The 23,000-nt window shown below is 60.1% G+C and carries 20 protein-coding genes; 9 read left to right on the forward strand and 11 right to left on the reverse strand.

What is annotated here, in order from left to right; all coding sequences use genetic code 11:
• Positions 1-19: 19 nt before the first annotated feature.
• The 5 genes from guaD to xdhA form a co-directional block, all read right to left on the reverse strand.
• Positions 20-1,321: a guanine deaminase gene (guaD, locus tag PVW51_RS09895; protein WP_274574852.1), complete on the reverse strand. Its 1,302-nt coding sequence runs from the start codon at positions 1,319-1,321 to the stop codon at positions 20-22.
• Positions 1,322-1,385: 64 nt separating this feature from the next.
• Positions 1,386-2,990, reverse strand: a complete 1,605-nt coding sequence (locus PVW51_RS09900) for a xanthine/uracil/vitamin C permease (RefSeq protein WP_274574853.1) — start codon at positions 2,988-2,990, stop codon at positions 1,386-1,388.
• A 66-nt stretch (positions 2,991-3,056) separates the two neighbouring features.
• Complete coding sequence (gene xdhC / locus PVW51_RS09905) at positions 3,057-3,872, reverse strand: xanthine dehydrogenase accessory protein XdhC (RefSeq protein WP_274574854.1); 816 nt, start codon at positions 3,870-3,872, stop codon at positions 3,057-3,059.
• Positions 3,873-3,876: 4 nt separating this feature from the next.
• Entirely contained in the window at positions 3,877-6,198 is a 2,322-nt protein-coding gene (gene xdhB, locus PVW51_RS09910; protein ID WP_274575010.1) for a xanthine dehydrogenase molybdopterin binding subunit, read from the reverse strand.
• 89 nt (positions 6,199-6,287) lie between these two features.
• Positions 6,288-7,745 carry a xanthine dehydrogenase small subunit gene (gene xdhA, locus PVW51_RS09915; RefSeq protein WP_274574855.1) on the reverse strand — a complete coding sequence of 486 codons (1,458 nt, stop codon included), beginning with the start codon at positions 7,743-7,745 and terminating at the stop codon, positions 6,288-6,290.
• A 122-nt stretch (positions 7,746-7,867) separates the two neighbouring features.
• Here xdhA and PVW51_RS09920 point away from each other — a divergent pair, with 122 nt between their 5' ends.
• Positions 7,868-8,770, forward strand: a complete 903-nt coding sequence (locus PVW51_RS09920; RefSeq protein WP_274574856.1) for a LysR family transcriptional regulator — start codon at positions 7,868-7,870, stop codon at positions 8,768-8,770.
• A gap of 146 nt (positions 8,771-8,916) precedes the next feature.
• A complete protein-coding gene (locus PVW51_RS09925) occupies positions 8,917-9,765 on the forward strand; it encodes a bifunctional allantoicase/(S)-ureidoglycine aminohydrolase (protein WP_274574857.1) in 849 nt (282 codons plus the stop codon).
• Positions 9,766-10,043: 278 nt separating this feature from the next.
• Here the strand turns inward: PVW51_RS09925 and bhcR are convergent, their stop codons facing one another.
• Complete coding sequence (bhcR, locus tag PVW51_RS09930) at positions 10,044-10,922, reverse strand: HTH-type transcriptional regulator BhcR (RefSeq protein ID WP_274575011.1); 879 nt, start codon at positions 10,920-10,922, stop codon at positions 10,044-10,046.
• Positions 10,923-11,091: 169 nt separating this feature from the next.
• Between bhcR and bhcA the strand changes: the two genes are divergently transcribed.
• From bhcA to bhcD, 4 genes are all read left to right on the forward strand, one after another.
• Positions 11,092-12,282, forward strand: a complete 1,191-nt coding sequence (gene bhcA, locus PVW51_RS09935; protein WP_274574858.1) for an L-aspartate--glyoxylate aminotransferase BhcA — start codon at positions 11,092-11,094, stop codon at positions 12,280-12,282.
• Positions 12,279-13,244, forward strand: a complete 966-nt coding sequence (bhcB, locus tag PVW51_RS09940) for a beta-hydroxyaspartate dehydratase BhcB (RefSeq protein WP_274574859.1) — start codon at positions 12,279-12,281, stop codon at positions 13,242-13,244. The genes bhcA and bhcB overlap by 4 nt, the downstream gene beginning before the upstream one ends.
• A gap of 13 nt (positions 13,245-13,257) precedes the next feature.
• Positions 13,258-14,421: a 3-hydroxy-D-aspartate aldolase BhcC gene (gene bhcC / locus PVW51_RS09945; protein ID WP_274574860.1), complete on the forward strand. Its 1,164-nt coding sequence runs from the start codon at positions 13,258-13,260 to the stop codon at positions 14,419-14,421.
• 102 nt (positions 14,422-14,523) lie between these two features.
• Entirely contained in the window at positions 14,524-15,489 is a 966-nt protein-coding gene (gene bhcD, locus PVW51_RS09950; RefSeq protein ID WP_274574861.1) for an iminosuccinate reductase BhcD, read from the forward strand.
• Between the two features lie 136 nt (positions 15,490-15,625).
• Here the strand turns inward: bhcD and PVW51_RS09955 are convergent, their stop codons facing one another.
• Complete coding sequence (locus PVW51_RS09955; RefSeq protein WP_274574862.1) at positions 15,626-16,864, reverse strand: urate hydroxylase PuuD; 1,239 nt, start codon at positions 16,862-16,864, stop codon at positions 15,626-15,628.
• 99 nt (positions 16,865-16,963) lie between these two features.
• Between PVW51_RS09955 and PVW51_RS09960 the strand changes: the two genes are divergently transcribed.
• Positions 16,964-17,896, forward strand: a complete 933-nt coding sequence (locus PVW51_RS09960; RefSeq protein WP_274574864.1) for a LysR family transcriptional regulator — start codon at positions 16,964-16,966, stop codon at positions 17,894-17,896.
• Here the strand turns inward: PVW51_RS09960 and uraH are convergent.
• Positions 17,881-18,234: a hydroxyisourate hydrolase gene (uraH, locus tag PVW51_RS09965; protein WP_274574865.1), complete on the reverse strand. Its 354-nt coding sequence runs from the start codon at positions 18,232-18,234 to the stop codon at positions 17,881-17,883. The two genes, PVW51_RS09960 and uraH, sit on opposite strands and share 16 nt — an antisense overlap.
• 141 nt (positions 18,235-18,375) lie before the next feature.
• On the opposite strand from uraH, the gene puuE reads away from it, so the two are divergent.
• Together puuE and PVW51_RS09975 are read left to right on the forward strand one after the other, a co-directional pair.
• On the forward strand, positions 18,376-19,788 hold the full coding sequence (puuE, locus tag PVW51_RS09970; protein WP_274574866.1) for an allantoinase PuuE: 1,413 nt from the start codon (positions 18,376-18,378) through the stop codon (positions 19,786-19,788).
• The gene (locus PVW51_RS09975; protein WP_274574867.1) at positions 19,785-20,267 is read left to right on the forward strand and encodes an ureidoglycolate lyase; all 483 of its coding nucleotides are present in this window, start codon (positions 19,785-19,787) and stop codon (positions 20,265-20,267) included. Before puuE ends, PVW51_RS09975 begins: the two co-directional genes overlap by 4 nt.
• 62 nt (positions 20,268-20,329) lie before the next feature.
• On the opposite strand, the gene hpaH is transcribed toward PVW51_RS09975, so the two are convergent.
• From hpaH to hpaD, 3 genes are read right to left on the reverse strand one after another with little or no spacing between them, the layout of a single operon-like run.
• On the reverse strand, positions 20,330-21,130 hold the full coding sequence (hpaH, locus tag PVW51_RS09980; RefSeq protein ID WP_274574868.1) for a 2-oxo-hept-4-ene-1,7-dioate hydratase: 801 nt from the start codon (positions 21,128-21,130) through the stop codon (positions 20,330-20,332).
• A complete protein-coding gene (locus PVW51_RS09985; RefSeq protein WP_274574869.1) occupies positions 21,127-21,981 on the reverse strand; it encodes a fumarylacetoacetate hydrolase family protein in 855 nt (284 codons plus the stop codon). Before PVW51_RS09985 ends, hpaH begins: the two co-directional genes overlap by 4 nt.
• A gap of 8 nt (positions 21,982-21,989) precedes the next feature.
• Positions 21,990-22,973 (reverse strand): 3,4-dihydroxyphenylacetate 2,3-dioxygenase, encoded by a 984-nt coding sequence (gene hpaD, locus PVW51_RS09990; protein ID WP_274574870.1) that lies wholly within the window; start codon positions 22,971-22,973, stop codon positions 21,990-21,992.
• Positions 22,974-23,000: the final 27 nt, after the last annotated feature.

The raw sequence follows: 23,000 nt of genomic DNA on the forward strand, positions 1-23,000 counted from the left end.
TCCAATCCCGTGACGGTCATCATCGGACAATCCCTTTCTGAGGATGACCGGCAACATAGGTCTGCACGATGGCGCGATCATCGCCCATCATCTGCAACACAAACAATTCTTCGGACAGCGTTTCCGCCCGGCCCATGCGCAGTGCCATGGCAGGCGTTGCCCGGGCATTCAGGACAACGATGTCCGCCTCTGTTCCGGCATCGAGTGTTCCGATCTTGTCGGACATGCCCAGCACCTCGGCATTGCCGCGGGTGATCCAGTGGAATGCACGCAATGCATGCAGCTTCTGGTGCCGCAGTTGCAGGATCTTGTAGCCTTCATTCAGGGTCTGAAGCATCGAATAGCTGGTGCCCGCCCCGATGTCCGTTGCGATACCGTTTGAAATGCCATGGGCGCGCAATCCGGCATCGTCGAAAAGACCGCTGCCTAGGAACAGATTTGAGGTGGGGCAGAAAACCGGATGCGCCCCGGCCTCGGCAATGGCGGCGATTTCACGTTCCTTCAGGTGGATCGCGTGGCCCAGCAAGGTCTTTTTGCCCATGAGACCGTGGGTTTCGTAAACATCGAGATAATCGCGCGCCTCGGGATAAAGTTCTGCGGTAAAGGCTATTTCTGCGTGGTTCTCGGACAGGTGGGTCTGGACGTAGCAGTCGGGATGTTCCCCTGCCAGCGCGCCCGCCATCTCCATCTGCTGCGGGGTTGAGGTGATCGCGAAGCGTGGGGTGATTGCATAGGAGGCGCGGCCCTTGCCATGCCAGTTGGCGATCAGCTCCTTGCTGTCGTCATAGCTTGACTGGGGCGTGTCCAGAACAGATCCGGGCGCATTTCGATCCATCATGGTCTTGCCCGCGATGATCCGCATGTTCCTGTCTGCAGCTGCGGAAAACAATGCCTCGGCTGACGCCTTGTGGACGGAACAGAAGGCAACGGCAGTTGTGGTGCCGTGATCGGTCAGCAAATCGCAGAACTGGCCCGCCATCGCGGTTGCATGTTGCGCATTGGCATAATCCGCCTCTGCCGGGAAGGTATAGCCGTTCAGCCAATCAAGCAGCTGGCTGCCCCAGCTGGCCACGATCTGAACCTGCGGAAAGTGGATATGTGCGTCGATAAATCCGGCCATCAGAAGGTGTGGGCGGTGATCCACGACCCTGGCATCAGGCGCGCGTGCAGCGCTGTCACGGTACTCTCCCGACGCGACAATCCTGCCGTCGCGCACAAGGATCGCGCCATCTTCAACATAGCTGTAAGCCTCACTGTCATCGGCATCTTTCGGTTCCTGGTGAAACGTCAGAAGCCGTCCGCGCAGCAAAATGTCGGTCATGGAATCATTTCCTTTGAGAGAGGGGCCGGGGCGCGGCGCCAGATGGCCGCCGCGCCCGTTTTGTTCAGGCCCGTTCGAAGGCCGGAGTGTTGTCGTCCAGAAAGTCCGGCTCGTCCGGTACGATGATCCGGCGTTCCAGATCTTCACGGGGTGCCACCATCGGATAAAAGATCAGGAAGGCACCAATGATCAGGTAGCCGGTGGTGATGCCATCGAATTGCGGAAACTGGAGCGTATAGCTGTGGATGATCCCGACCGATGACATGATGGCAGCAACGATGGCGAACCCGCCCGCATGGCGGTGCCGCCCGTCGATGACGTCAGCAACGATTGCCCCCCAGACAAGGCCGGTGATGATGGCCCCCTGTGACAGGGCCAGATGCCCCTCGTAATGCGCGCCTTCCCTGAGCAGGGCTGCGGTGAGCGCATTGTCGCCAAGCGGGGGCAGACCTTCGACGCCTGATGTGCGCAGGGCATTCATCAACGACCCCCATTTGACCATCAGGAACTCCGAGATATGCGGCAGGATCGCAAAGGCCACCGCCGCCATATGGGCGGGTCTGACGGCAAATGCCGTGTTGGTGATCAGGCTGACGGAGACAAAGACCAGCACCGGGGCAGCCGCCGCGATTGGGATCAGCCCTGCCAGGAACGACAGAAAGCCAAGGAATGCCGCCGCGGCAATGACAAATGCCACGCCGATGATGTAGCCCGCCCGCGCATCCATGCGCTTGTAGGCCGGGTGGCCGATATAGACCGTGGTCGGGAAGGGCGAACCGAAGAGCGCGCCGATCATCGTGCCAGCCCCATCGGTCACCTGGCACAGGGCGACGGGATAGGTGTCGCCCGCAGCCTCTGCCGATTCCACGTTATTCATGGTTTCGATAAAGTTGTAGATCTGGACGGGGATCAGGACGAGGAACAGTTCAGGATTGGCAAACAGATATTGAATGCCTGCAATCATATCGCTGAAATAGGGGACCGGCGGGTAGAAACCAACGCCCTCGGTGCTGAACGACGATTGCCCCAGAAAGATTGCAATGATTGTACCAACGGCAATGGCAACCAGGCCGGCAGGCACATTCCCGGGCAGCCGGAAGCGGCCAATCAGACCCCAGAGGATGAACAGCAGCGACGTGAAACCGATCAGCGGATGTTCGAAAATCTCTGCCAGTGGGACGGAGCCGATAAAGACCAGCGCGATACCGCAGAGGGTGCCCAACATGCCGGCCCGGGGTGTGATCCGCTTGAGAAACGGGCCGATGATGGCCCCGAATGCCGCGACAATACCGCCCATGAAGCCGGCACCGATGCCGACCTGCCAGGCCAGAAGCGGATCGTTTGTTGCCCAGAATATCGGGCCGATCACCCCGAAGAGATAGACAAACATCACCGGGGTCGAGATGCCGTAGGGCAGCGCGGTCACGTCCTTGCCCTGCCGATTGGCGACCCGTTTGGCCAGCAGCGCATAGACCACGACGCCCGCAAGGATGGCGACGGCCGCGCCGGGGACAATCCGACCGAATACGATGTCGGCTGGCATCTGAAAGACAAACTGACAGACACCCGACAGGATCAGCAGATTGACGAGGTTATCAGTGAATAGCGCCCAGAAAGCGTTGAAATCGCTCCTGTTGAATAGCTTGTAGGTGTAAGTGGTGTCCGACATTTTGGGTCTCCTCCCGTAAAGTGTCTGGCCCCGTCGGCGCAATTGGCTGTGCCGCGCGGGCTTCTTTCAGATTGTCAGTTTGACGTCTTCGCTCTGGGCGGTGGTCAGCACGCTCATGACCTGCGCCGTGACCGAGGCCGCAATCACCTCGGGGCGCTTGTCAGGGCAGCTGGCGTCTCCGATCGGGCAAATCAGCCCGGTGCAATCGCTCTGCGCGGCGTGGCTTTGGTGAAAGCGCGCGAATTTCATCCGTTTGGTCGCAGAGCCGATCAGGCCGACGTAAGCAGCATCGCGCCGGTCCAGTGCTTCGGAGGTCAAGAGAAAGTCGAGCGCGTGGTCATGGGTGAGAACGATGAAGGCGCTGCCGGGCGGGGCGGCCCGGATCTCGGCCTCCGCCATGGGCGTGAGGCGCGTTTCAACCTTTGCATCCACAAGCGCCAGCTCCTCCGGGCGGCTGTCGATGAGGATGCAGCGCACGGGCAGGAACTGGAAAAACCGGGCAAGCGCGCGCCCGATATGGCCTGCACCCAGGACATAGACATCCGACCGCGCCGCCTGTCGTTCCGCATCGGCGGCCAGGGCCTGCGCACGATCGGCCTGGGTCATCCGCCGCAGGGCAAGTTCGACGCGCCCGCCGCAGCATTGCCCGATCTCCGGCCCAAGCGGCACGTCCATCCGGTCAAAATCGCGTCCGCCGCCCAGCATTTTCCGGGCCTGATCAATGGCCATGTATTCGAGCTGTCCGCCACCGATAGTCCCGTGCAGCCCGTTGGGCGTCACGAACATCTCTGCCCCGGCTTCGCGCGGGGACGACCCGCGCACGCGGCACAGGGAAACCCGGACAATGTCCGTATTGGTGTCAAGGAACTGAGACAGGCGCATTGGTTCAGCCCCGCAACCGCTCAATCGCCATCAGCACACGCTCGGGCGTCGCGGGCGCGTCAAGGCGCGGACAGGTCTTGTAATCTGCCACGCTTGCGACCGCATGTGACAGGGCCTCGAACACCGATATGCCCAGCATGAAGGGCGGCTCGCCCACGGCCTTGGACCGTTTGATCGTGTTCTCGCGGTTCTCGGACCAAGCTGCCAGTTCGACGTTGAAAACGCGCGGACGGTCGGAAGCCAAGGGGATCTTGTAGGTCGAGGGCGCATGGGTGCGTAGCTGCCCCTTGTCATCCCACCATAATTCCTCGGTGGTCAGCCAACCCATGCCCTGGATAAATGCGCCTTCGACCTGGCCTTTGTCGATGACCGGGTTCAGGGATCTGCCGACATCATGCAGGATATCCGTCCGCTCGACGCGGTATTCCCCCGTCAGCGTGTCAACCGTCACTTCCGAACAGGCAGCGCCATAGGCATAATAATAGAACGGGCGCCCGGTGCCTGTGTCGCGGTCCCAATGGATTTTAGGCGTCTTGTAGAAGCCCGCAGCCGACAGATGCACCCGCGCCATATAGGCCATGCGGATGAAATCGGCGAAGGGGATCGTCTCCTCGCCGATCTGCACCGCGTTGGCAATGAAACGCACGTTGCCGGCCTCTGTTTGCCAGCGTTCGGCGGCAAATGCGACCAGCCGCGCCTTGATCTGGTCTGCGGCATCCTGCGCGGCCATACCATTGAGGTCTGATCCCGAGGAGGCCGCGGTTGCAGAGGTGTTCGGCACCTTTTCCGTCGTGGTTCTGGTGATCTTGATCCGGTCGAAGTCCACCTGAAACGCATCTGCGACGACCTGCGCAATCTTGGTGTTCAGCCCCTGACCCATCTCGGTGCCACCATGGTTCAGGTGGATTGATCCGTCCGAATACACATGCAACAGCGCCCCGGCCTGATTGTACCAGGTCGCCGTGAATGAAATGCCGAACTTCACCGGGGTGAGCGCGATGCCTTTCCGGATCGTGTCTCCTCTGGCGTTCCAGTCAAGCACGGCCTTGCGGCGCGCCTGATAATCGGCGCTTTCCTCAAGCTCCCGCACGATCTGCGGTGCGATATTGTCTTCGACCGTCTGATGATAGGGCGTCACATCTCGCCCCTTCTCGCCGTAAAAATTGCGCTTGCGGATTTCCAGGCTGTCGACGCCACGATGATAGGCGATCTCTTCCATGATCCGCTCTGCGACGATGACACCCTGCGGGCCGCCAAAGCCACGAAACGCGGTGTTGGAGACTGTGTTGGTCTTCAACGGGTGCGAACTCAGCAAAACGTTGGGGTAATAATAGGCGTTGTCCGCATGAAACAGCGCCCGGTCCGTCACCGGCCCCGAGAGGTCCGAAGAAAACCCGCAGCGTGCCGCGAAATCGCCCGCGACCGCCTCGATCCTGCCCGCATCGTCAAAGCCGACCTCGTAGTCGACGACAAAATCGTGCCGCTTGCCGGTCGCTGACATGTCGTCGTCCCGGTCGGGCCGGATCTTGACCGCACGGTTCCACTTCTTTGCTGCCACCGCCGCGACGGCGCAGAACAGGTTCATCTGGGTTTCCTTGCCGCCAAACCCGCCGCCCATCCGGCGCACATTGATCGTCACGGCGTTGGAGGGCACGCCAAGGACATGGGCGACCATATGTTGCGCCTCTGTCGGATGCTGGGTGGATGAATGGACTGTCACATCCTCGTCCTCGCCCGGGATGGCAAAGGCGATATGCCCTTCCAGATACATGTGATCCTGACCGCCGATGCGGAACTTGCCCTTGATGCGATGCGCCGCCCTGGCCATGGCATCGCGGGCCGCGCCCCGCTTGAGCGTGAGTGGCGGTGTGACATACTCCATGCCCGCTTGCCGTGCCGCTTCGGGATCAAGCACATGGGGCAGATCCTCGTAATCGACCTGGGCAAGCCGGGCCGCGCGCCGGGCGGCATCACGCGTGTCTGCGATGACGGCGAACATCGGCTGACCCCAGAATTCGACCTTTTCGGTGGCAAAGATCGGCTCGTCATGACGCCCCGTGGGGGAGACGTCGTTGACGCCGGGAATATCCTTTGCCGTCAGGACACCGACGACACCGGGGGCCGCACGGACCGCTGTCAGGTCCAGCGCGCGGATCACCGCATGGGCGCGGGTGGACAGGCCCAGATAGGCATGCAGCGTGCCGACCGGTTCGGGAATGTCATCGCAATAATCCGCGCGCCCGGTGACATGTTTGATCGCGCTTTCATGGCGCAGGTCGGTATGGACCCCGCCGCGGATGGTGACGCGACCCTGATCGCCGCGCATCAGATGCTGCGCGACAGGCGGGTCCTTGCGTTTGTCCGTGTCAATGACGGATTCAATTGTGTCCTTGGTGCTCATCTTCGGATCCTCCCTCACGCGGTCAGTTGAACGGCTACGTCGCTGTCCTGCTGATCGCGCCAGAATTTGCGGAACAGGTTTTTGGACACCAGCAGCCGGTATTCCGCCGAGGCGCGCCAATCCGTGAGGGGTGCAAAGTCATCCCCAAGCGCTGCGGCGGCCTTGAGCAGCGCGGCCTCGCTCCATTCGGCACCGACCAGCGCGGTTTCGGCGTGCGTGGCCCGTTTCGGCGTTGCCGCCATGCCGCCGAAAGCGATGCGGGCGGAAGTGATCACGCCGTCCTCGACAGTGACGTTGAACGCCGCGCAGACGGATGAAATATCCTCGTCCCGGCGTTTGGAAATCTTGTAGGCCGCATGGCGCGCATCCGCCTTGGGGCGGGGCACGGAAATGCTTTCCAGAAACTCTCCCTCGCCCCTGTCCTGCTTGCCATAGTCGATAAAGAACGCCTCGATCGGAAGGCTGCGGCGCGCCGCGCCTTTGCGCAAAGTGATGGTTGCGCCAAGGGCGATCAGGACCGGCGGCGTGTCCCCGATGGGCGACCCATTGGCGATATTGCCGCCGATGGTGCCCATGCTGCGGATCTGCCAGCCGGCGATGCGATCCCAGAACGAGCCAAGATGCGGATAATCCGCGACCATCACGGCCCGGCTGTCCGTATAGCTGACGCCGGCGCCGATATGGATCGTGTCGTCGCGCCGCTCGACCTTTTTGAGCGCATCAAGATGGCCCAGAAAGACCACCGGAGAAATATCGCGCAGGAACTTCGTGACCCAGAGGCCCACATCCGTGGCCCCGGCAATGATCGTGGCATTCGGCATTTCCTGCAGGACATCCGCCAGGTCGTCGACGGAGGCAGGCAGGATACAGCGGCTGCCGTCCTTGGAAGTGTCGACGCGCATACCGTCACGCAAGTGCGACAGCCTTGCGGTCATTGCGTCGCGTTCAAGGGTCAGCGCATCGTCGGCCGGGCTGCCGTGCACCGTCACGGCCCTGGCGGCCTTGATGATGGGCTCGTAACCGGTGCAGCGGCACAGATTGCCTTGCAGGGCTGTTTCGATTTCGGTTTCTGACGGGTCCGGGTTCCCCATCCAGAGCGCATAGAGCGACATGACGAAGCCCGGCGTGCAAAAACCGCACTGGCTGCCATGATGTTCGACCATCGCTAGCTGGACCGGGTGCAATCTACCGTCCGGGCCCGAGAGATGTTCAACGGATACGACGTGACAGGCATCCAGCGAGGCAAGCAACCGGATACAGGCGTTGACCGGCTCATAACGCAAGACGCCATCCTGAAGGCGACCGACCAGGACGGTGCAAGCCCCGCAATCCCCCTCGGCGCAGCCTTCCTTGGTGCCGGTCAGGCGGCGGTCGATGCGCAGGAAATCCAGCAAGGTATCGCTTGCACCGACGCTGTCGAGCGTGATGTCGCGGTCATTGAGGACAAAGCGTATGTTTGATCTGGTGGTCATGAATCCTCCCATGGCGCAGCTGTGACTCTGCGGGCGCCGTCAGTATCCTTCATTTTTGGCATCTGAAATACGGCGGAGTCGCGTATGCTCTTTCAACGAATCGTATATAATCGGAGAAGGTCATGCCCTATCTCGAAAGTCTGAAGGTCTTTGTCAGGGTTGTGGAACTGGGCAGTATCACCGCAGGCGGGCGTGACCTGCGCCTCACGCCTGCCGTGGCCAGCAACCGGATCAAGGAGCTGGAACGCCGTCTGGATGTGCGGCTGTTCAACCGCACGACGCGCAAGCTGTCGCCCACCGAAGTGGGCCATGCCTTTTACGATCACGCCCGACAGGTCGTGCAATCGCTGGAAGACGCCGAGGCTGCTGTCTCTGACTTTTCGCAGAATCCGCATGGCACCATTCAGGTGACGGCACCGCTGGGTGTCGGTAAACGCCTGATCGCCCCCCTGATCCCCGATTTCGTGGATGAATATCCGGAAGTGTCGGTCCGCCTGCGGTTGTCGGACCGGAAGGTGGACCTGTTGGAAGATGGTTTGGACGTGGCCTTCTTTATCGGCCGCCCGCCGGATTCGAACTTGAAGCTGCGCAAGATCCTGGACACGCCGCGCCTTTTGTGTGCCGCGCCTGCCTACCTTGAGCGGCGTGGTGTGCCGCAAACTCCCCAGGACCTTCGCAACCACAATTGCCTGCTGCTGCGCTACCCCAGATCGCCTGAATGGTTCTGGACCCTGGCGACAGCGGAAGGACCCATGAGAATGGATGTGTCCGGCAGTTACGATTCAGATGACGGCGACGTCCTGACCGATTGGGCGCTTGCCGGGCGCGGGATCGTCAACAAGCCCTTGTTCGAAGTCCGCGAACATCTGAAGCGCGGCGATCTTGTTGAAATCCTGCCCGACACGCCGCCGGAGCCTGCCATGTTCGGATGCCTCTATCCGCACCGACGGTTGCAGGACAGCAAAGTGCGCCTTTTCATAGATTACTTGATCAAGCGGTGCCGGGAACATCTCTCGGCGGTTTGAAAAGACGAAGCAGGGGGTTTCGGTTTTCCAAGGCATTCTCGCGCATTATCAAAAAAAACCGAATACATCTGTCGGCACCGGTGCAATGGTTTTCTGCGGCGCGTCATCTAGACTCGATCTGAATGTAGATCAGCCAAGGAGTCGTCATGACGGCCAGCTATTATGCCCCAAAGGGCGGTCATCCCGGTCAGGATCAGCTCCTCACGGATCGCGCGATTTTTACCGATGCCTATGCGGTCATTCCCCGGGGAACGATGCGCGATATCGTGACCAGTTTCCTGCCGTTCTGGGACAAGACCCGGCTCTGGGTGCTGTCGCGCCCGCTCAGCGGCTTCGCCGAGACCTTTTCGCAATATATCATGGAGGTTTCACCCGGCGGCGGATCGGACAAGGCAGAAAGCGACCCCTGCGCCGAGGGCGTGTTGTTCGTGGTCGAGGGCGTCGCAACACTTACCGTTGATGGAAAGACACACAGCCTTGCACCCGGCGGCTATGCCTATCTGCCGCCTGAATGTGGCTGGACCCTGCACAACCGGGGTGACGACATGCTGCGGTTCCACTGGATCAGGAAGGCCTATGAAGCGGTTGAAGGGCTGGATATGCCCGATGTCGTCATTGCCAATGAACAGGACATCACACCAACCGTCATGCCCGATACCGATGGCCGATGGGCAACGACACGGTTTGTCGATCCTGCCGACATGCGCCATGACATGCATGTCACCATCGTGACCTTTGAACCCGGTGGGGTGATCCCCTTTCTGGAGACCCATGTCATGGAACACGGGCTTTACGTGCTGGAAGGCAAGGCCGCCTATCGGCTGAACAGTGACTGGGTCGAAGTGGAGGCGGGCGATTACATGTGGCTGCGCGCGTTTTGCCCGCAGGCCTGTTACGCGGGGGGGCCGGGGCGGTTCCGCTACCTGCTGTACAAGGATGTGAACCGCCAGATGGCGCTGCGCCCGGCGACAGGGGTGCCACAGGCACGCGGCTGATCAACCTAGGCTCTGGACCCATTGATCTTACATGCTCAGCGGCGATTTCACGAAATTTCAATGGTTTGGGGCGTGCACCCAATCCCCTCTCGTGACATTTGCCTTGCAAATGCACTGCCGGGCAGTGGTAGGTTCTATTTGCAAGCGACCCGAGACATTGAAATGAAGTGAAATCGCCGCCCTTCGGGTTTGACGGATTTTCCCGCAGCCTGCGTCACATCTGCTTGAAATAGAACCACTATTCTTGCGCAGATTTTCCTAGTCTGCGAAAAAATCTGTCAAACTGAGCGTGTAAGATCAATGGGTCCAGAGCCTGGGCGCTGGTTCGGCTCTCCGCCAATGGCCGCCGTCAGATCACGGGCCGCAGCGGCAACCGCAACGCCCAAATTTTCGATGGTTTCCAGCCCGATCCGCGAGGTCGGGCCGGAAACCGAAATGCCGGCAACTGCTTCGCTGTTCATGTCGAACACCGGCGCGGCGATGCAGCGCATGCCAAGATTGCGTTCTTCACCATCAATCGCAAAACCCCGCGCCCGGGTTTCGGCCAGATCCGCCAACAGGCTGTCGCGGTCCGTCAATGTGTTTTCCGTGAACCGTTCCAGCGGTCCGCTCGATAATATGTTGTCGATACGTGTCGCGTCCATCTGTGCCATCAGCGCCTTGCCGATGCCAGAAGCGTGCAGCCGCGACAGGGTGCCGGGCGGAAAGAATGCACGGATGCTGGCATTGGTCTCGACCTGGCTGACAAACAGGACATGGCGGTTCTGTTCGATCCCGAGGTTCGCGGTCTCTCCGGTTTCGTTCATCAGCTGCCGCAGGAAGGGGCGGGCGCGTTCGACCAGGCTGGTGCGTTTGAGAAACCGGGCGCCGATCACGAAGGCGCGGGGGCCGATGTGCCAGACCTGGTCGGCCTGATCGAATTCGACCAGGCCGCGACCTTCCAGAGTGACAAGAATGCGGTAAACAGTGGCGGGCGACTGCCCAAGTTCGGTGGCCAGCCCGGACAGCGTCTTGCCCTGGGCCTCGCTCAGGAATTCAAAGACCTCCATCGCGCGATCCAGCGATTTGATGGTGTTCTGTTCCGTCTTGTCATCCCAGTCGCGCGGGCGGCCACGGGTTTTCCGCGCGCCCTGGCTGTCGTTCTTTTGCAAAACCATAAACTGCATTCCCAAATATCTGAAAAACACCTTCACATTATGAAAAATGCAAGTCACTGACAATGAATAATTATTCGACATCGCAAGAAAATGAAAAACGATTTCAAAAAAATATCATAGATGCCCGGCCTTTGCTAATTTGGCGTTAATCTCAGAAAAGGAGACCATCATGAGCTTCCAGAACCCTGTTTTCATTCCGGGCCCGACAAACATGCCCGAAGCCCTCCGTCAGGCCTGCTACATGCCGACGATCGACCACCGTTCGCCGGTCTTCGGCAAGATCCTGCATCCCTGCCTCGAAGGCGTCCGCAAGGTTCTGAAGTCGGACAGCGCGAAGATCTTCATCTTCCCCTCGACCGGAACCGGCGGCTGGGAAACCGCGCTCAGCAATTGCCTGAACGCGGGTGACAAGGTGCTTGCCGCACGCAACGGGATGTTCAGCCATCGCTGGATCGACATGTGCCAGCGACACGGGCTGGATGTTCAGGTGGTTGAAACACCTTGGGGGCAGGGCATTCCTGCCGGGACATATGAGGCGATCCTGAAAGCGGACAAGAACCACGACATCAAGGTTGTGCTGGCGACGCATAACGAAACCGCAACCGGTGTGAAATCCGACATCGGTGCAATCCGCAAGGCGATGGATGCGGCGGGGCACCCGGCATTGTTGTTCGTGGACGGGGTCAGTTCCATCGCGTCGATGGATTTCCGCTTTGACGAATGGGGCGTCGATGTTGCCGTGACCGGCAGCCAGAAAGGCTTCATGCTGCCTGCGGGTCTTGCGATCCTGGGTTTTTCGGACAAGGCGATCAGGGCAAGCGACAAGGCCACGCTGCCGCGCACCTTCTTTGACATCAAGGACATGCAAAAGGGATACGACAACAACGCCTTCCCTTATACGCCGCCGGTTGGCCTGATGAACGGTCTGAAACTGTCGCTGGACATGCTGCTGGATGAAGGGCTGGAGAACGTCTTTGCCCGCCACCACCGGATTGCCGAAGGCGTGCGCAAGGCGGTTGATGCCTGGGGGCTGGAGCTGTGTGCCACATCGCCGGAATTCTATTCCGACACGGTTTCCGCCATCCGCACCCCGGAAGGGTTCAACGCCACCGATATCGTGACTGTCGCCGCCAAGACCTATGGCATGGCTTTCGGCGTCGGGTTGGGTGAGGTTGCAGGCAAGGTGTTCCGCATTGGCCATCTGGGCAGTCTGACAGATGCGATGATGCTGTCGGGTCTGGCCACCGCCGAGATGGTGATGGTGGACCTGGGTCTGGACATCAAACTGGGCTCCGGCGTCGCCGCGGCGCAGGCGTTCTATCGCCACGGTCAGGCATCGGCCAGGAAAGCGGCAGCATGAAGGACAACACGATGTATATCCCGACGCTCAAGGACATGGAGGACGCGCATGAGCGGATCAAACCGCACATCCGGCGCACTCCGGTGCGCACTTCGGCCTATCTGAACGAGCTGACGGGTGCGGAACTGTTCTTCAAATGCGAGAACTTTCAGGAACCCGGCGCGTTCAAGGTGCGTGGCGCGTCCAACGCCGTCTTCGGGCTGAGCGATGAGCAGGCCCGCCTGGGCGTGGCCACCCATTCCTCGGGGAACCATGCCTCCTGCCTGAGCTATGCGGCGATGCGGCGGGGAATCCCCTGCAACGTCGTCATGCCGCGCACGGCACCGCAGGCCAAAAAGGACACGGTCGCGCGCTATGGCGGCAGGATCACCGAATGCGCGCCATCCACCTCCTCGCGCGAGGAAACATTCGCCAGGGTGCAGGCAGAAACCGGCGGTGATTTCGTGCATCCCTACAATGATCCGCGTGTGATTGCGGGGCAGGGGACCTGTGCGAAGGAGTTCCTTGAACAGACCGACGGGCTTGACATGATGGTGGCGCCGATTGGTGGCGGCGGCATGATCTCGGGCACCTGCCTGACCCTGTCCAACCTCGCTCCCGAAACGCAGATCATCGCGGCAGAGCCGGAACAGGCTGACGACGCCTACCGCAGCTTCAAGGCGGGTCACATCATCGCGGACGATGCCCCCCAGACCATCGCGGACGGGTTGCTGGTGCCGCTGAAGGACCTGACCTGGCATTTCGTTTCCAACCACGTCACCGATATTCTGACTGCCTCCGAAGAGGAAATCATCGCTGCGATGAAGCTGAGCTGGAAACATCTGCGCGTTGTGATGGAGGCCAGCTCTTCCGTGCCGCTGGCGACGATTTTGAAGAACAAGGAAAGATTTGCCGGCAAACGTGTCGGCATCATCATCACCGGCGGCAATGTTGACCTCGACCTGCTGCCCTGGCTCAAGTGAAGGACCCCAAGTTATGAACACGCATGTTAAACTGGACGAATACGAAGTCGGCTATGACATTCCGGCCTTGCCCGGCATGGACGAGGCGGAGATTCAGACACCCTGTCTGATCCTGGATCTTGACGCGCTTGAGCGTAACATCAGGAAAATGGGCGATTACGCGCGCGATCACGGCATGCGCCACCGCGCCCATGGCAAGATGCACAAATCCGTCGACGTGCTGAAACTGCAGCAGGACCTCGGCCATGCGGTCGGTGTGTGCTGCCAGAAAGTGTCGGAGGCCGAAGTCTTCGTACGTGGCGGCATCAAGGATGTGATGGTGTCGAACCAGGTCACCGATCCGGCCAAGATCGACCGCCTGGCGCAATTGCCGAAATCGGGCGCGCGCATTCTGGTCTGCGTGGACGATCCGGATAATGTGAAGGCATTGTCGGATGCGGCCGTCAGACATGGCACCCAGATCGAGGCCCTGGTTGAAATCGATTGCGGCGCGGGCCGCTGTGGTGTCAGCACCACGCAGGACGTGGTACACATCGCCAAATTGATCGACGCGGCGGAGGGATTGAAATTTGCCGGCATCCAGGCCTACCAGGGCGCGATGCAGCACCTCGATCTTTACACTGACCGCAAAGAAAAACTGGACGCGGCAATCGTACAGGTGGCAGATGCGGTGAATGGCCTCAAGAGCAACGGTCTGGAATGTGATATCGTTGGCGGCGGCGGCACCGGGTCCTACTACTTTGAAAGCGCATCGAATGTTTACAACGAGCTGCAATGCGGCTCCTACGCCTTCATGGATGCCGATTACGGGCGGATCCTCGACAAGGACGGCAACCGCATCGACAAGGGCGAATGGGAAAACGCATTGTTCATCCTGACCACCGTGATGAGCCATGCAAAGGCGGACAAGGCGATTGTGGATGCCGGGCTGAAGGCGCAATCCGTCGACAGCGGCCTGCCGTTCGTCTATGGCCGCGACGATGTGGAATACCTGAAATGTTCCGACGAACATGGCGTTGTTGGTGATCCCAACGGCGCGCTCAAGGTCAATGACAAGCTGAAACTGGTGCCGGGGCACTGCGACCCGACCTGCAATGTGCACGACTGGTATGTCGGCGTGCGCGGCGGCAAGGTTGAAACCGTCTGGCCGGTATCGGCGCGCGGCAAAGCCTATTGATCCCTCTCTTCCGGCGGCAACGCGCTGCCGGAGACCAAAATTAGCGCGCGCCCGATCTTTGTCGCGGCGCGCGCATGTACATGAATTCCAATGGAGAAACCGATGTTGATCGTTCCTGAACGCGAAATTGCCGACCTGATGACCCGTGATGCTGCATTTGATGCGGTCGAGGGTGTATTTGCCGCCATGGCCGCGAAAGACGCCTATAATTTCCCGGTGATCCGCGAGGCCATCGGCCATGAGGATGCGCTTTACGGCTTCAAGGGCGGCTTTGACAAAGCGGGCATGGCCCTGGGTCTGAAGGCGGGCGGTTACTGGCCCAACAACCTTGAAAAGCACGGCCTGATCAACCACCAATCGACGGTTTTCCTGTTCGACCCGGACACCGGCAAGGTCAGGGCGATGGTCGGCGGCAACCTGTTGACGGCCCTGCGCACGGCGGCGGCTTCCTCCGTGTCGATCAAACATCTGGCACGCAAGGACGCGAAGGTCATGGGCATGGTGGGTGCCGGCCATCAGGCCACGTTCCAGCTGCGCGCCGCCCTTGAACAACGACAGTTCGAGAAGGTGATCGGCTGGAACTATCACCCTGAAATGCTGCCCAACATCGAAAAGATCGCACAAGAGGCTGGCCTGCCTTTCGAGGCGGTCCCGCTTGAAGGCATGGCAGAGGCGGATGTGGTGATCTCGATCACATCGACATTTGCGCCCAGCATCATGGCCGATCACATATCCGAAGGCACGCATATCGCCTGCATGGGGACGGACACCAAAGGAAAACAGGAGGTCGAGGCGGCGCTGCTTGCCAGATCCACCGTGTTCACCGATGAGATCGCGCAATCCATCAGCATCGGCGAGGCGCAACATGCGGTTGCCCAGGGCCTGATCCGGGAAAGCGACGTTCACCAGATCGGTGCTGTCATAAACGGCACCCACAAGGGGCGGACCTCGGAGAGCGAGATCACCCTGTTTGATGGCACCGGCGTGGGCTTGCAGGATCTTGCCGTGGCGGCAAGCGTTGTGGAGCTTGCCGTGAAAAAGGGTGTCGCCATCGAGGTTGATTTTTAAGGACAGGTGGTTTCAACGGTGTCGAACGGTCAGCCCATTGCGCTGGCCATCCGCGCCGGACCTGCAGTCATTGAGACGAAGGGCAATCTGCCATGTCCCGACACCCGGGCTGACTTGGCAGCATTGCAGTATCTGATTATTTCTCAGCGCGCGCGTTGCGCACCCATGCGATGATCTTTTCCCGGTTTTCCGGGGTCATTGTCGCGATGGCATTTGGCGGTGGCATGGCGTGGCTGACACCGGCGTGAAGGTAGATCTGATCTGCATGCCGCGCCACGTCGCCCTGGGTTTCAAGGAACACGCCTTTCGGCGCCCATCTGATCCCGTCCCAGAACGGCTCGCGTGCGTGGCACATCGAACAATTGCCCAGAACGATGTCGTAAGCGTCATCGAACCCTTCGGCCGCCACGAACCTCTGCTCGTAGGATGTCAGATCACGCGCTTCTGCGTCCTCCACCGTTATGGTGGGCCGGACGGACGACAGCCAGGCGATGACGATCATCAGAATGACCGTGACAGCCCAGGTCCAATGGGGGCCCGTTCCGGTCTTGTGCATCGTGTTGAAGTAATGCCGGATTGTCACGCCTGTGAGAAAGATCAGGCTGGCGATGATCCATGCATACTGGGTCCCGAAGGCCAGCGGATAATGGTTGCTGAGCATCAGGAACACGACCGGCAGCGTGAGGTAATTGTTGTGCGTCGACCGCACCTTGGCAATCTTGCCGTATTTGGCATCAGGGGTGCGCCCTGCCTTGAGGTCTTCGACCACGATGCGCTGATTTGGCATGATCTGGAAGAAAACATTGGCGGTCATGATGGTCGCGGTGAAAGCGCCCAGATGCAGCAGGGCGGCGCGGCCCGTGAAAATCTGGTTATAGCCCCAGGACATCACCACGAGGATCACAAACAAAAGCAGCATGAGGATTGTCGGCTTTTCACTCAGCTTCGATTTGCACATGAAATCATAGGCCAGCCAGCCGAGGGTCAGGGAACCACCCGAGATCAGGATACCTTGCCAGAGGGCGAGGTCGGCCTTGGTCGGGTCGAGCAGGAACAGCTCTCCGCCCACCCAGTAGATGATCATCAAAAGCCCCGCACCGGAGAGCCAGGTCGTATAGCTTTGCCATTTATGCCAGGTCAGGTGCTCCGGCATCCGCGCAGGCGCGACCAGGTATTTCGTGGTATGGTAAAAACCGCCGCCATGGACTTCCCACTCTTCGCCATAGGCACCCTCGGGCATGTCCTCTGCGGGTTTGAGCATCAGGTCGAGGGCGATGAAATAGAACGACGCGCCGATCCAGGCCATCGCCGTGATGACGTGCAGCCATCGCATCGAAAAAGCGAACCAGTCCCACATGATTGCGAAGTCGTACATTTCCACCTCCCTGGAATCGAAACTGACAACAGACTAGGCGAGAAAGAATTGTTCTGGTATTGCTGTGAATGCCCAAGCTGTATCAAAAAAAGCAGAACAATGTCCTATTTTGAGAACATCCGCACTTTTGTCCGGGTCTACGAGCTTGGCAGCATGTCGGCTGCCGGTCGCGATCTGCGGGTTTCGCCTGCGGTCACCTCGTCACGGATATCTCAGTTGGAAGACCACCTTGGCGTCAGGCTGTTTCAACGGACCACAAGGAACCTGAGCGTGACCGAGCAGGGCCAGGCCTTTTATCGCGGTGCCTGCGAGATCTTGGAATCCATCGAAGCGGCAGAGGCGGAAGTCACCGCGATCACGGACAGCCCGCGCGGGTCGCTCTATGTGGCTGCACCCCTGGGTGTCGGCAGACGGCTGATTGCGCCGCAGATGCCGGCATTTCTGGCGGAATATCCCGATGTCAGCGTGCGGCTGCGGTTGTCGGACCGAAAGGTCGACCTCACCACCGAAGGGTTGGATCTTGCCTATTTCCTCGGCCAGCCCGAGGACAGCAATCTCAAGATCAAGAAAATTGCAGATGTACAAAGAGTGCTTTGTGCATCCCCGGCCTATATCGCGCAGCGTGGGCATCCGCGTTCCGGCCATGAGATTGTCAGGGACAAGCACGAGTGCCTCAACCTGCGCTTTCCCGGTGCGACGGAATTCCAATGGCCGCTGATCACCGCGTCAGGGCCAAAGCGTTTCCGCGTCGCCGGACGCTATGAATGCGACGACGGTGACGTTCTGGTGGATTGGGCGCTGGCGGGTCACGGCATCGCCCTGAAACCCGTTTTCGAAGTGGCCCGGCATCTCGAATCCGGTGCGCTTGTCGTCGTCGGAGAGGAGACCCCACCGGAACCCATCCAGATGGCCTGCCTTTTCACGCACCGCAGGCATCAGGACCCGAAATCCCGGCTGTTCATGGATTTCGTCTCGGATCGGATCGCCGACGTCATCAAGGACACCAGGCTGCCGGATCAGCTTCCGCGATAGGTTGAATAGCCGAAGGGGGAAAGCAGCAGCGGCACATGGTAATGCTGTGCCTGCGACATCCCGAACCGAAGGGGAATGACATCAAGAAATCTGGGTTGTTCCGGGGGCGCTCCTGTACGGTCAAGATATGCACCGGCATGAAAAACCAGTTCATAAACGCCCACTTCAAACGCCTCGGCTGGCAGGATCTGCGAATCCGTGCGCCCGTCATCGTTTGTCACCACCGACTTCAGCTTCGTGCGGCGCTCTCCATCAATGCGGAACAATTCGATCTTCAGCCCTTCGGCCGGGCAGCCCCTGGCTGTGTCGAGGACGTGGGTGGTCAAATAGCCGGACATGGCATGCTCCTTTGGTTTCGCACAGTCTGTCAACTGGCGTCATGATTCACAAACCCGGAGCTGGTTGAGGCTCCTTCCTGATTTTTTTGAAAATCCTTGTTATTGTTTTGAATTACAAGCGGTCCAACCAGGAGGAAGAGAATGACCCGATACCCGCGCGACATGACCGGATATGGTGCCACACCGCCAGCTGCAAATTGGCCAAATGGCGCAAAAATCGCTGTTCAGATTGTCCTGAACTATGAAGAAGGCGGCGAGAACAACATCCTGCATGGGGATCCCGCGTCGGAGGCCTTTCTTTCTGAGATTACAGGCGCACAACCGTGGCCGGGGCAGCGGCATTGGAACATGGAATCGATCTATGAATATGGATCGCGCGCCGGTTTCTGGCGTCTTCACCGGATGCTCAGGGATGTACCGGTCACGGTCTACGGCGTGGCAACCGCCCTTGCGCGCGCCCCGGAACAGGTTGCCGCCATGAAGGCCGCGGATTGGGAGATTGCCAGCCACGGTCTAAAATGGGTCGAGTACAAGGACATGCCGGAAGAAGAAGAGCGCGCGCAGATTGCCGAAGCGATCCGGGTGCATACACTTGCCGTGGGCGAAGCGCCGCGGGGTTGGTACACCGGGCGGTGTTCAAACAACACGGTGCGTCTGGCCGCTGAAACGGGGCAGTTCGACTATGTTGCCGACAGCTATGCCGACGATCTGCCCTACTGGATGACCTTCGCGGGCCGGCACCAGCTGATTGTCCCCTATACGATGGACTGCAACGACATGCGGTTTGCCATTCAGGCCGGTTTCACCAACGGGGATCAGTTTGAATCCTATCTGAAGGACAGCTTTGACTTCCTCTACGAGGAAGGCGAGGGCGGTGCGCCAAAGATGCTGTCCATCGGCCTGCACTGCCGGTTGATCGGACGGCCCGGCCGCGCCGCAGCCCTGCGCCGAGTGATTGAATACATGAAGTCACATGAGGACGTCTGGTTCGCGACACGCCATCAAATCGCGCAGCATTGGATCAGGCAGAACCCGCCTGTGACTTTCAACAGACCGTCAGAGATGGACCGCGCCACCTTTGTCTTGGAATTCGGGGGGATATTCGAGCATTCTTCATGGATCGCCGAAGCTGCCTTTGACGGTGAACTGGGACTGACCCATGACACGGCGCAGGGTGTGCATCAGGCCCTTTCCGGCGTGTTTCGGGGCGCGTCAGAGCAGCAGCGTCTGAGCGTGCTTACCGCGCACCCTGATCTGGCCGGGAAACTTGCAGCAGCAGGGCGGCTGACCCGTGAAAGCACCGCCGAACAGGCGGGCGCGGGTCTGGACAAGCTCACGGATCAGGAGCGCGCCGACTTCACCGAACTGAACGAAACCTACACCGCCAAATTCGGCTTTCCCTTCATCATCGCGGTCAAGGACAATACCAAGGCCAGCATCGGGGCGGCTTTCAAACGACGCATCGGCAACGACCGGGATACGGAATTTGCCGAAGCCTGCCGACAGGTTGAACGCATCGCGGAACTGCGGCTTTTGGAGAAATTCGGATCATGACCATTCACCTCAAGCTGGAAAAACTGACGGCCAAGTCCTTTGAACCCTATGGTGACCTTCTGGACGCTTCCGGCACAGCCGACAAACTTATCAATCAGGGCAAATGTGGCCGATACCACGACCGGGCGCGACTCGACTTTTCTGACGGGCGCGCGGGGATCAGCATTTTCAAGGGCGAAATGGAAACCCTGCCGCTTAAATTGAAGATGGTCGAACGGCACCCGGAAGGCAGCCAGGCCTTCGTGCCGATGACAGCCGATCCCTTTCTCGTCGTGGTCTGCCGGGACGACAATGGCACTCCGGTGGACCCAAGGGCGTTTCTGACGGCACCCGGCCAGGCCATCAATTTTCACCGGGGGACATGGCATGGCGTCCTGACCCCGCTTTCGGAGCCTGGTCTTTTTGCCGTCGTTGACCGTATCGGTGAGGGCGCGAACCTGGAAGAACACTGGTTCAAAGAGGACTACCTGATCGAATAACAGCCGACTCCGCCTGCCGCTGCCGCGTCTCAACAGTTGCGCAGCGCAGGCCCGGAGTTTCTTCAGCCGAAAGAGATTGCTACATCCCCGAAATCACCGAAATCGGCGGTGATCACGCTGCCCGGCGGGCATTCGACGGGGCGGATGAAACTGCCTGACAGGACCACCTGACCGGGTTCGATACTCTGCCCGTATTGCGCCATGCGGCGGGCCAGCCAGACCACGCTTTCCACCGGATCGTTCAGCACGCCGGCCCCCAGGCCGGTTTCTTCGACCGCGCCGTCGCGCGTGGTGATCGCACCGACCCAGCGCAGGTCAAAGGCATCAACCGCGTGGCGTTGCGGACCCAGCACGATACCCGCGTTGGCCGCATTGTCGCTGATGGTGTCAAAGACGCTGCGGGATTTGCCCGTCTCGGCATCGACACGCACAATCCGGGTGTCCAGAATTTCGATAGACGGGGCGACATAGTCAGTGGCCGCGATCACATCGGCGCGGGTCACATCTGCGCCGCCAATGGCGGATTTCAGGACAAAGGCAATCTCGGCCTCGATACGCGGCTGGATGAACCGGCCCGTCGGCACGGTGGCGCCGTGATCGAAGGCCATATCGTCGAACAGGATTCCGCTGTCGGGGATGTCGATCCCCAGCGCATATTGCATCGCCTTGGAGGTCAGGCCGATCTTCCAGCCGATCACCCTGCGGCCCCGGGCCAGCTTGGCCGTACAAATCGCATTCTGCACGGCATAGGCGTCATCCATCCCGATCTCCGGATGGCGCAGACTGAGCAGGCCGATCTGGTCGCCGCTTTCCTCTGCCGCCAGCAGCTCGGCGGCGGCGCGGGCGTGATCCTGGGGGGTCATAGCGCTTCATCCTCGACAGTGTTGCGCAGGGTGCCGATGCCGTTCACTTCAACCTCGACCACGTCGCCGGGTTTCAGGTATTGCGGCGGGTCCAGCCGTGCGCCGGACCCGGTGGGCGTGCCGGTGACAATGATGTCGCCCGGTTCCAGCGTCATGAAGGTCGAGATATATTCGATCTCGCGGCGGACCGGATGCATCATGCGCGACAGCACGTCGTCCTGCCGGACCTCGCCGTTCACGCGCGTAATGATGCGCGCCTCGTCCAGCTGGGCGGCCTCGGTGAAGGGCACCAGCCACGGGCCGATCGCGCCCGACTTGTCCCAGTTCTTGCCCTGCGTCACGTTGAACTTGGCGTGGCGCACCCAATCGCGGATGGTGCCTTCGTTGCACAGCGTCAGCGCGGCAATGTGGTCGTAAGCGTTGGCCTGAGGGATGCGCCGCCCGCCCTTGCCGATGACAATGGCAACCTCGCCCTCGTAGTCGAGCTGGTGGCTTTCGGGCGGGCGGATCAGCGGGCGGTCGTGGCCGGTAAAGCCACTGGCAAAACGTGGAAACAGCGACATGTACTTCGGCTGTTCGCTGCCGTCCTTGTATTCGGCGTTGCGGTCGGGAAAGTTCACGCCGACGCAAAGGATGCGGCGGGCGTTGGGCAGGACCATCTCATATTGCACACCTGTGTGCGTGACGGGTTTGCCCTCGGCGGCCTGTGCCAGCGTGGCCAGACCATCGGCCTGCACCGCGTCAAACAGCGTTGGCCATTCGGGGAATGCGTCGTTCAGGGCAATCATGCCCGTTTCGGTGACCGCACCGTAAAAGGTCTCGCCGCCGGATGTGAAAGTTGCAAATTTCATGGGGTCACTCATGGCGCGATGATCGGGCTGGCTTTGATCGCCGACTCTGCGGTCTCGACCCCGACAAAGCTGGTTCCGTGCCTGAACCAGCTTTCCGGCGCGGGTGCGCCCCAAAGCGTCTGGCGTTGCGGATCCTTGAGGTCCCACTTGATCGGCTCAAGATCCGGGTCAACCGTCTGGTAATCCGAGCAATAGATTTCGATCCGGTGGCCATCGGGGTCAAGAATATAGAGGAAGAAGGCATTGGAAATACCATGACGGCCCGGTCCGCGTTCGATATTGCCGACATAGCCCGAAGTTGCCATCAGATCGAGCAGATCAATGATGTTCAGCGGGGTTGGCACCCAGAAGGCGAGATGGTGCATGCGCGGACCGGTGCCATTGGTGAACGCCATGTCATGCACGCCGCCCTTGCGGTGCATCCAGGCTGCCCAGAGCTTCTTGCTGTCTTCGTCCTCGGTGTATTCCGTCACCCGGAAGCCGAAGTCGGAATAGAAGGCGACGGAGGCATCGACGTCATGACTGAAACAGTTGAAATGGTCGATGCGCAGGGGTTTCACCCCCCGATAGAGCGCGTATTTCTGGTGGATCGGCGCCAGCCGGTCCATCTTGTGATAAAACTCAAGCGGGATGCCCATGTTGTCGGAGGTCAGCAGGGTGCGGCCCTGATAAGGGCGCTCGACCCAGGATGTCGGGCGGCCCTTGCCTTTGAAATAGGCTTCGGCCTTGTCCAGATCAGCCTCGTCGAAAGTCTTGAAACCCATCACTTCGACCGTGCCGGGCAGGTCCGATTTCTGCAGGATCACGCAGTGATGCCCGCGCTCTTCCATCGCACGCAGATAGACGTGGCTGTCGCTTTCGTCGGTGACCTGAAGGCCCAGGATCTCGGCGTAGAACTTTTTTGAAGCAGCCAGATCAGACACGTTCAGGCACACATGGCTCAACCGGATGATGTTGAACTCGGGGTAAAGGTTGGGGGTGGGAATGGGCATGAATTTCTCCTGCTGCACGAGACTGTC

The sequence above is a fragment of the Sulfitobacter sp. PR48 genome (genome assembly GCF_028807335.1).
Classification (GTDB): domain Bacteria; phylum Pseudomonadota; class Alphaproteobacteria; order Rhodobacterales; family Rhodobacteraceae; genus Sulfitobacter.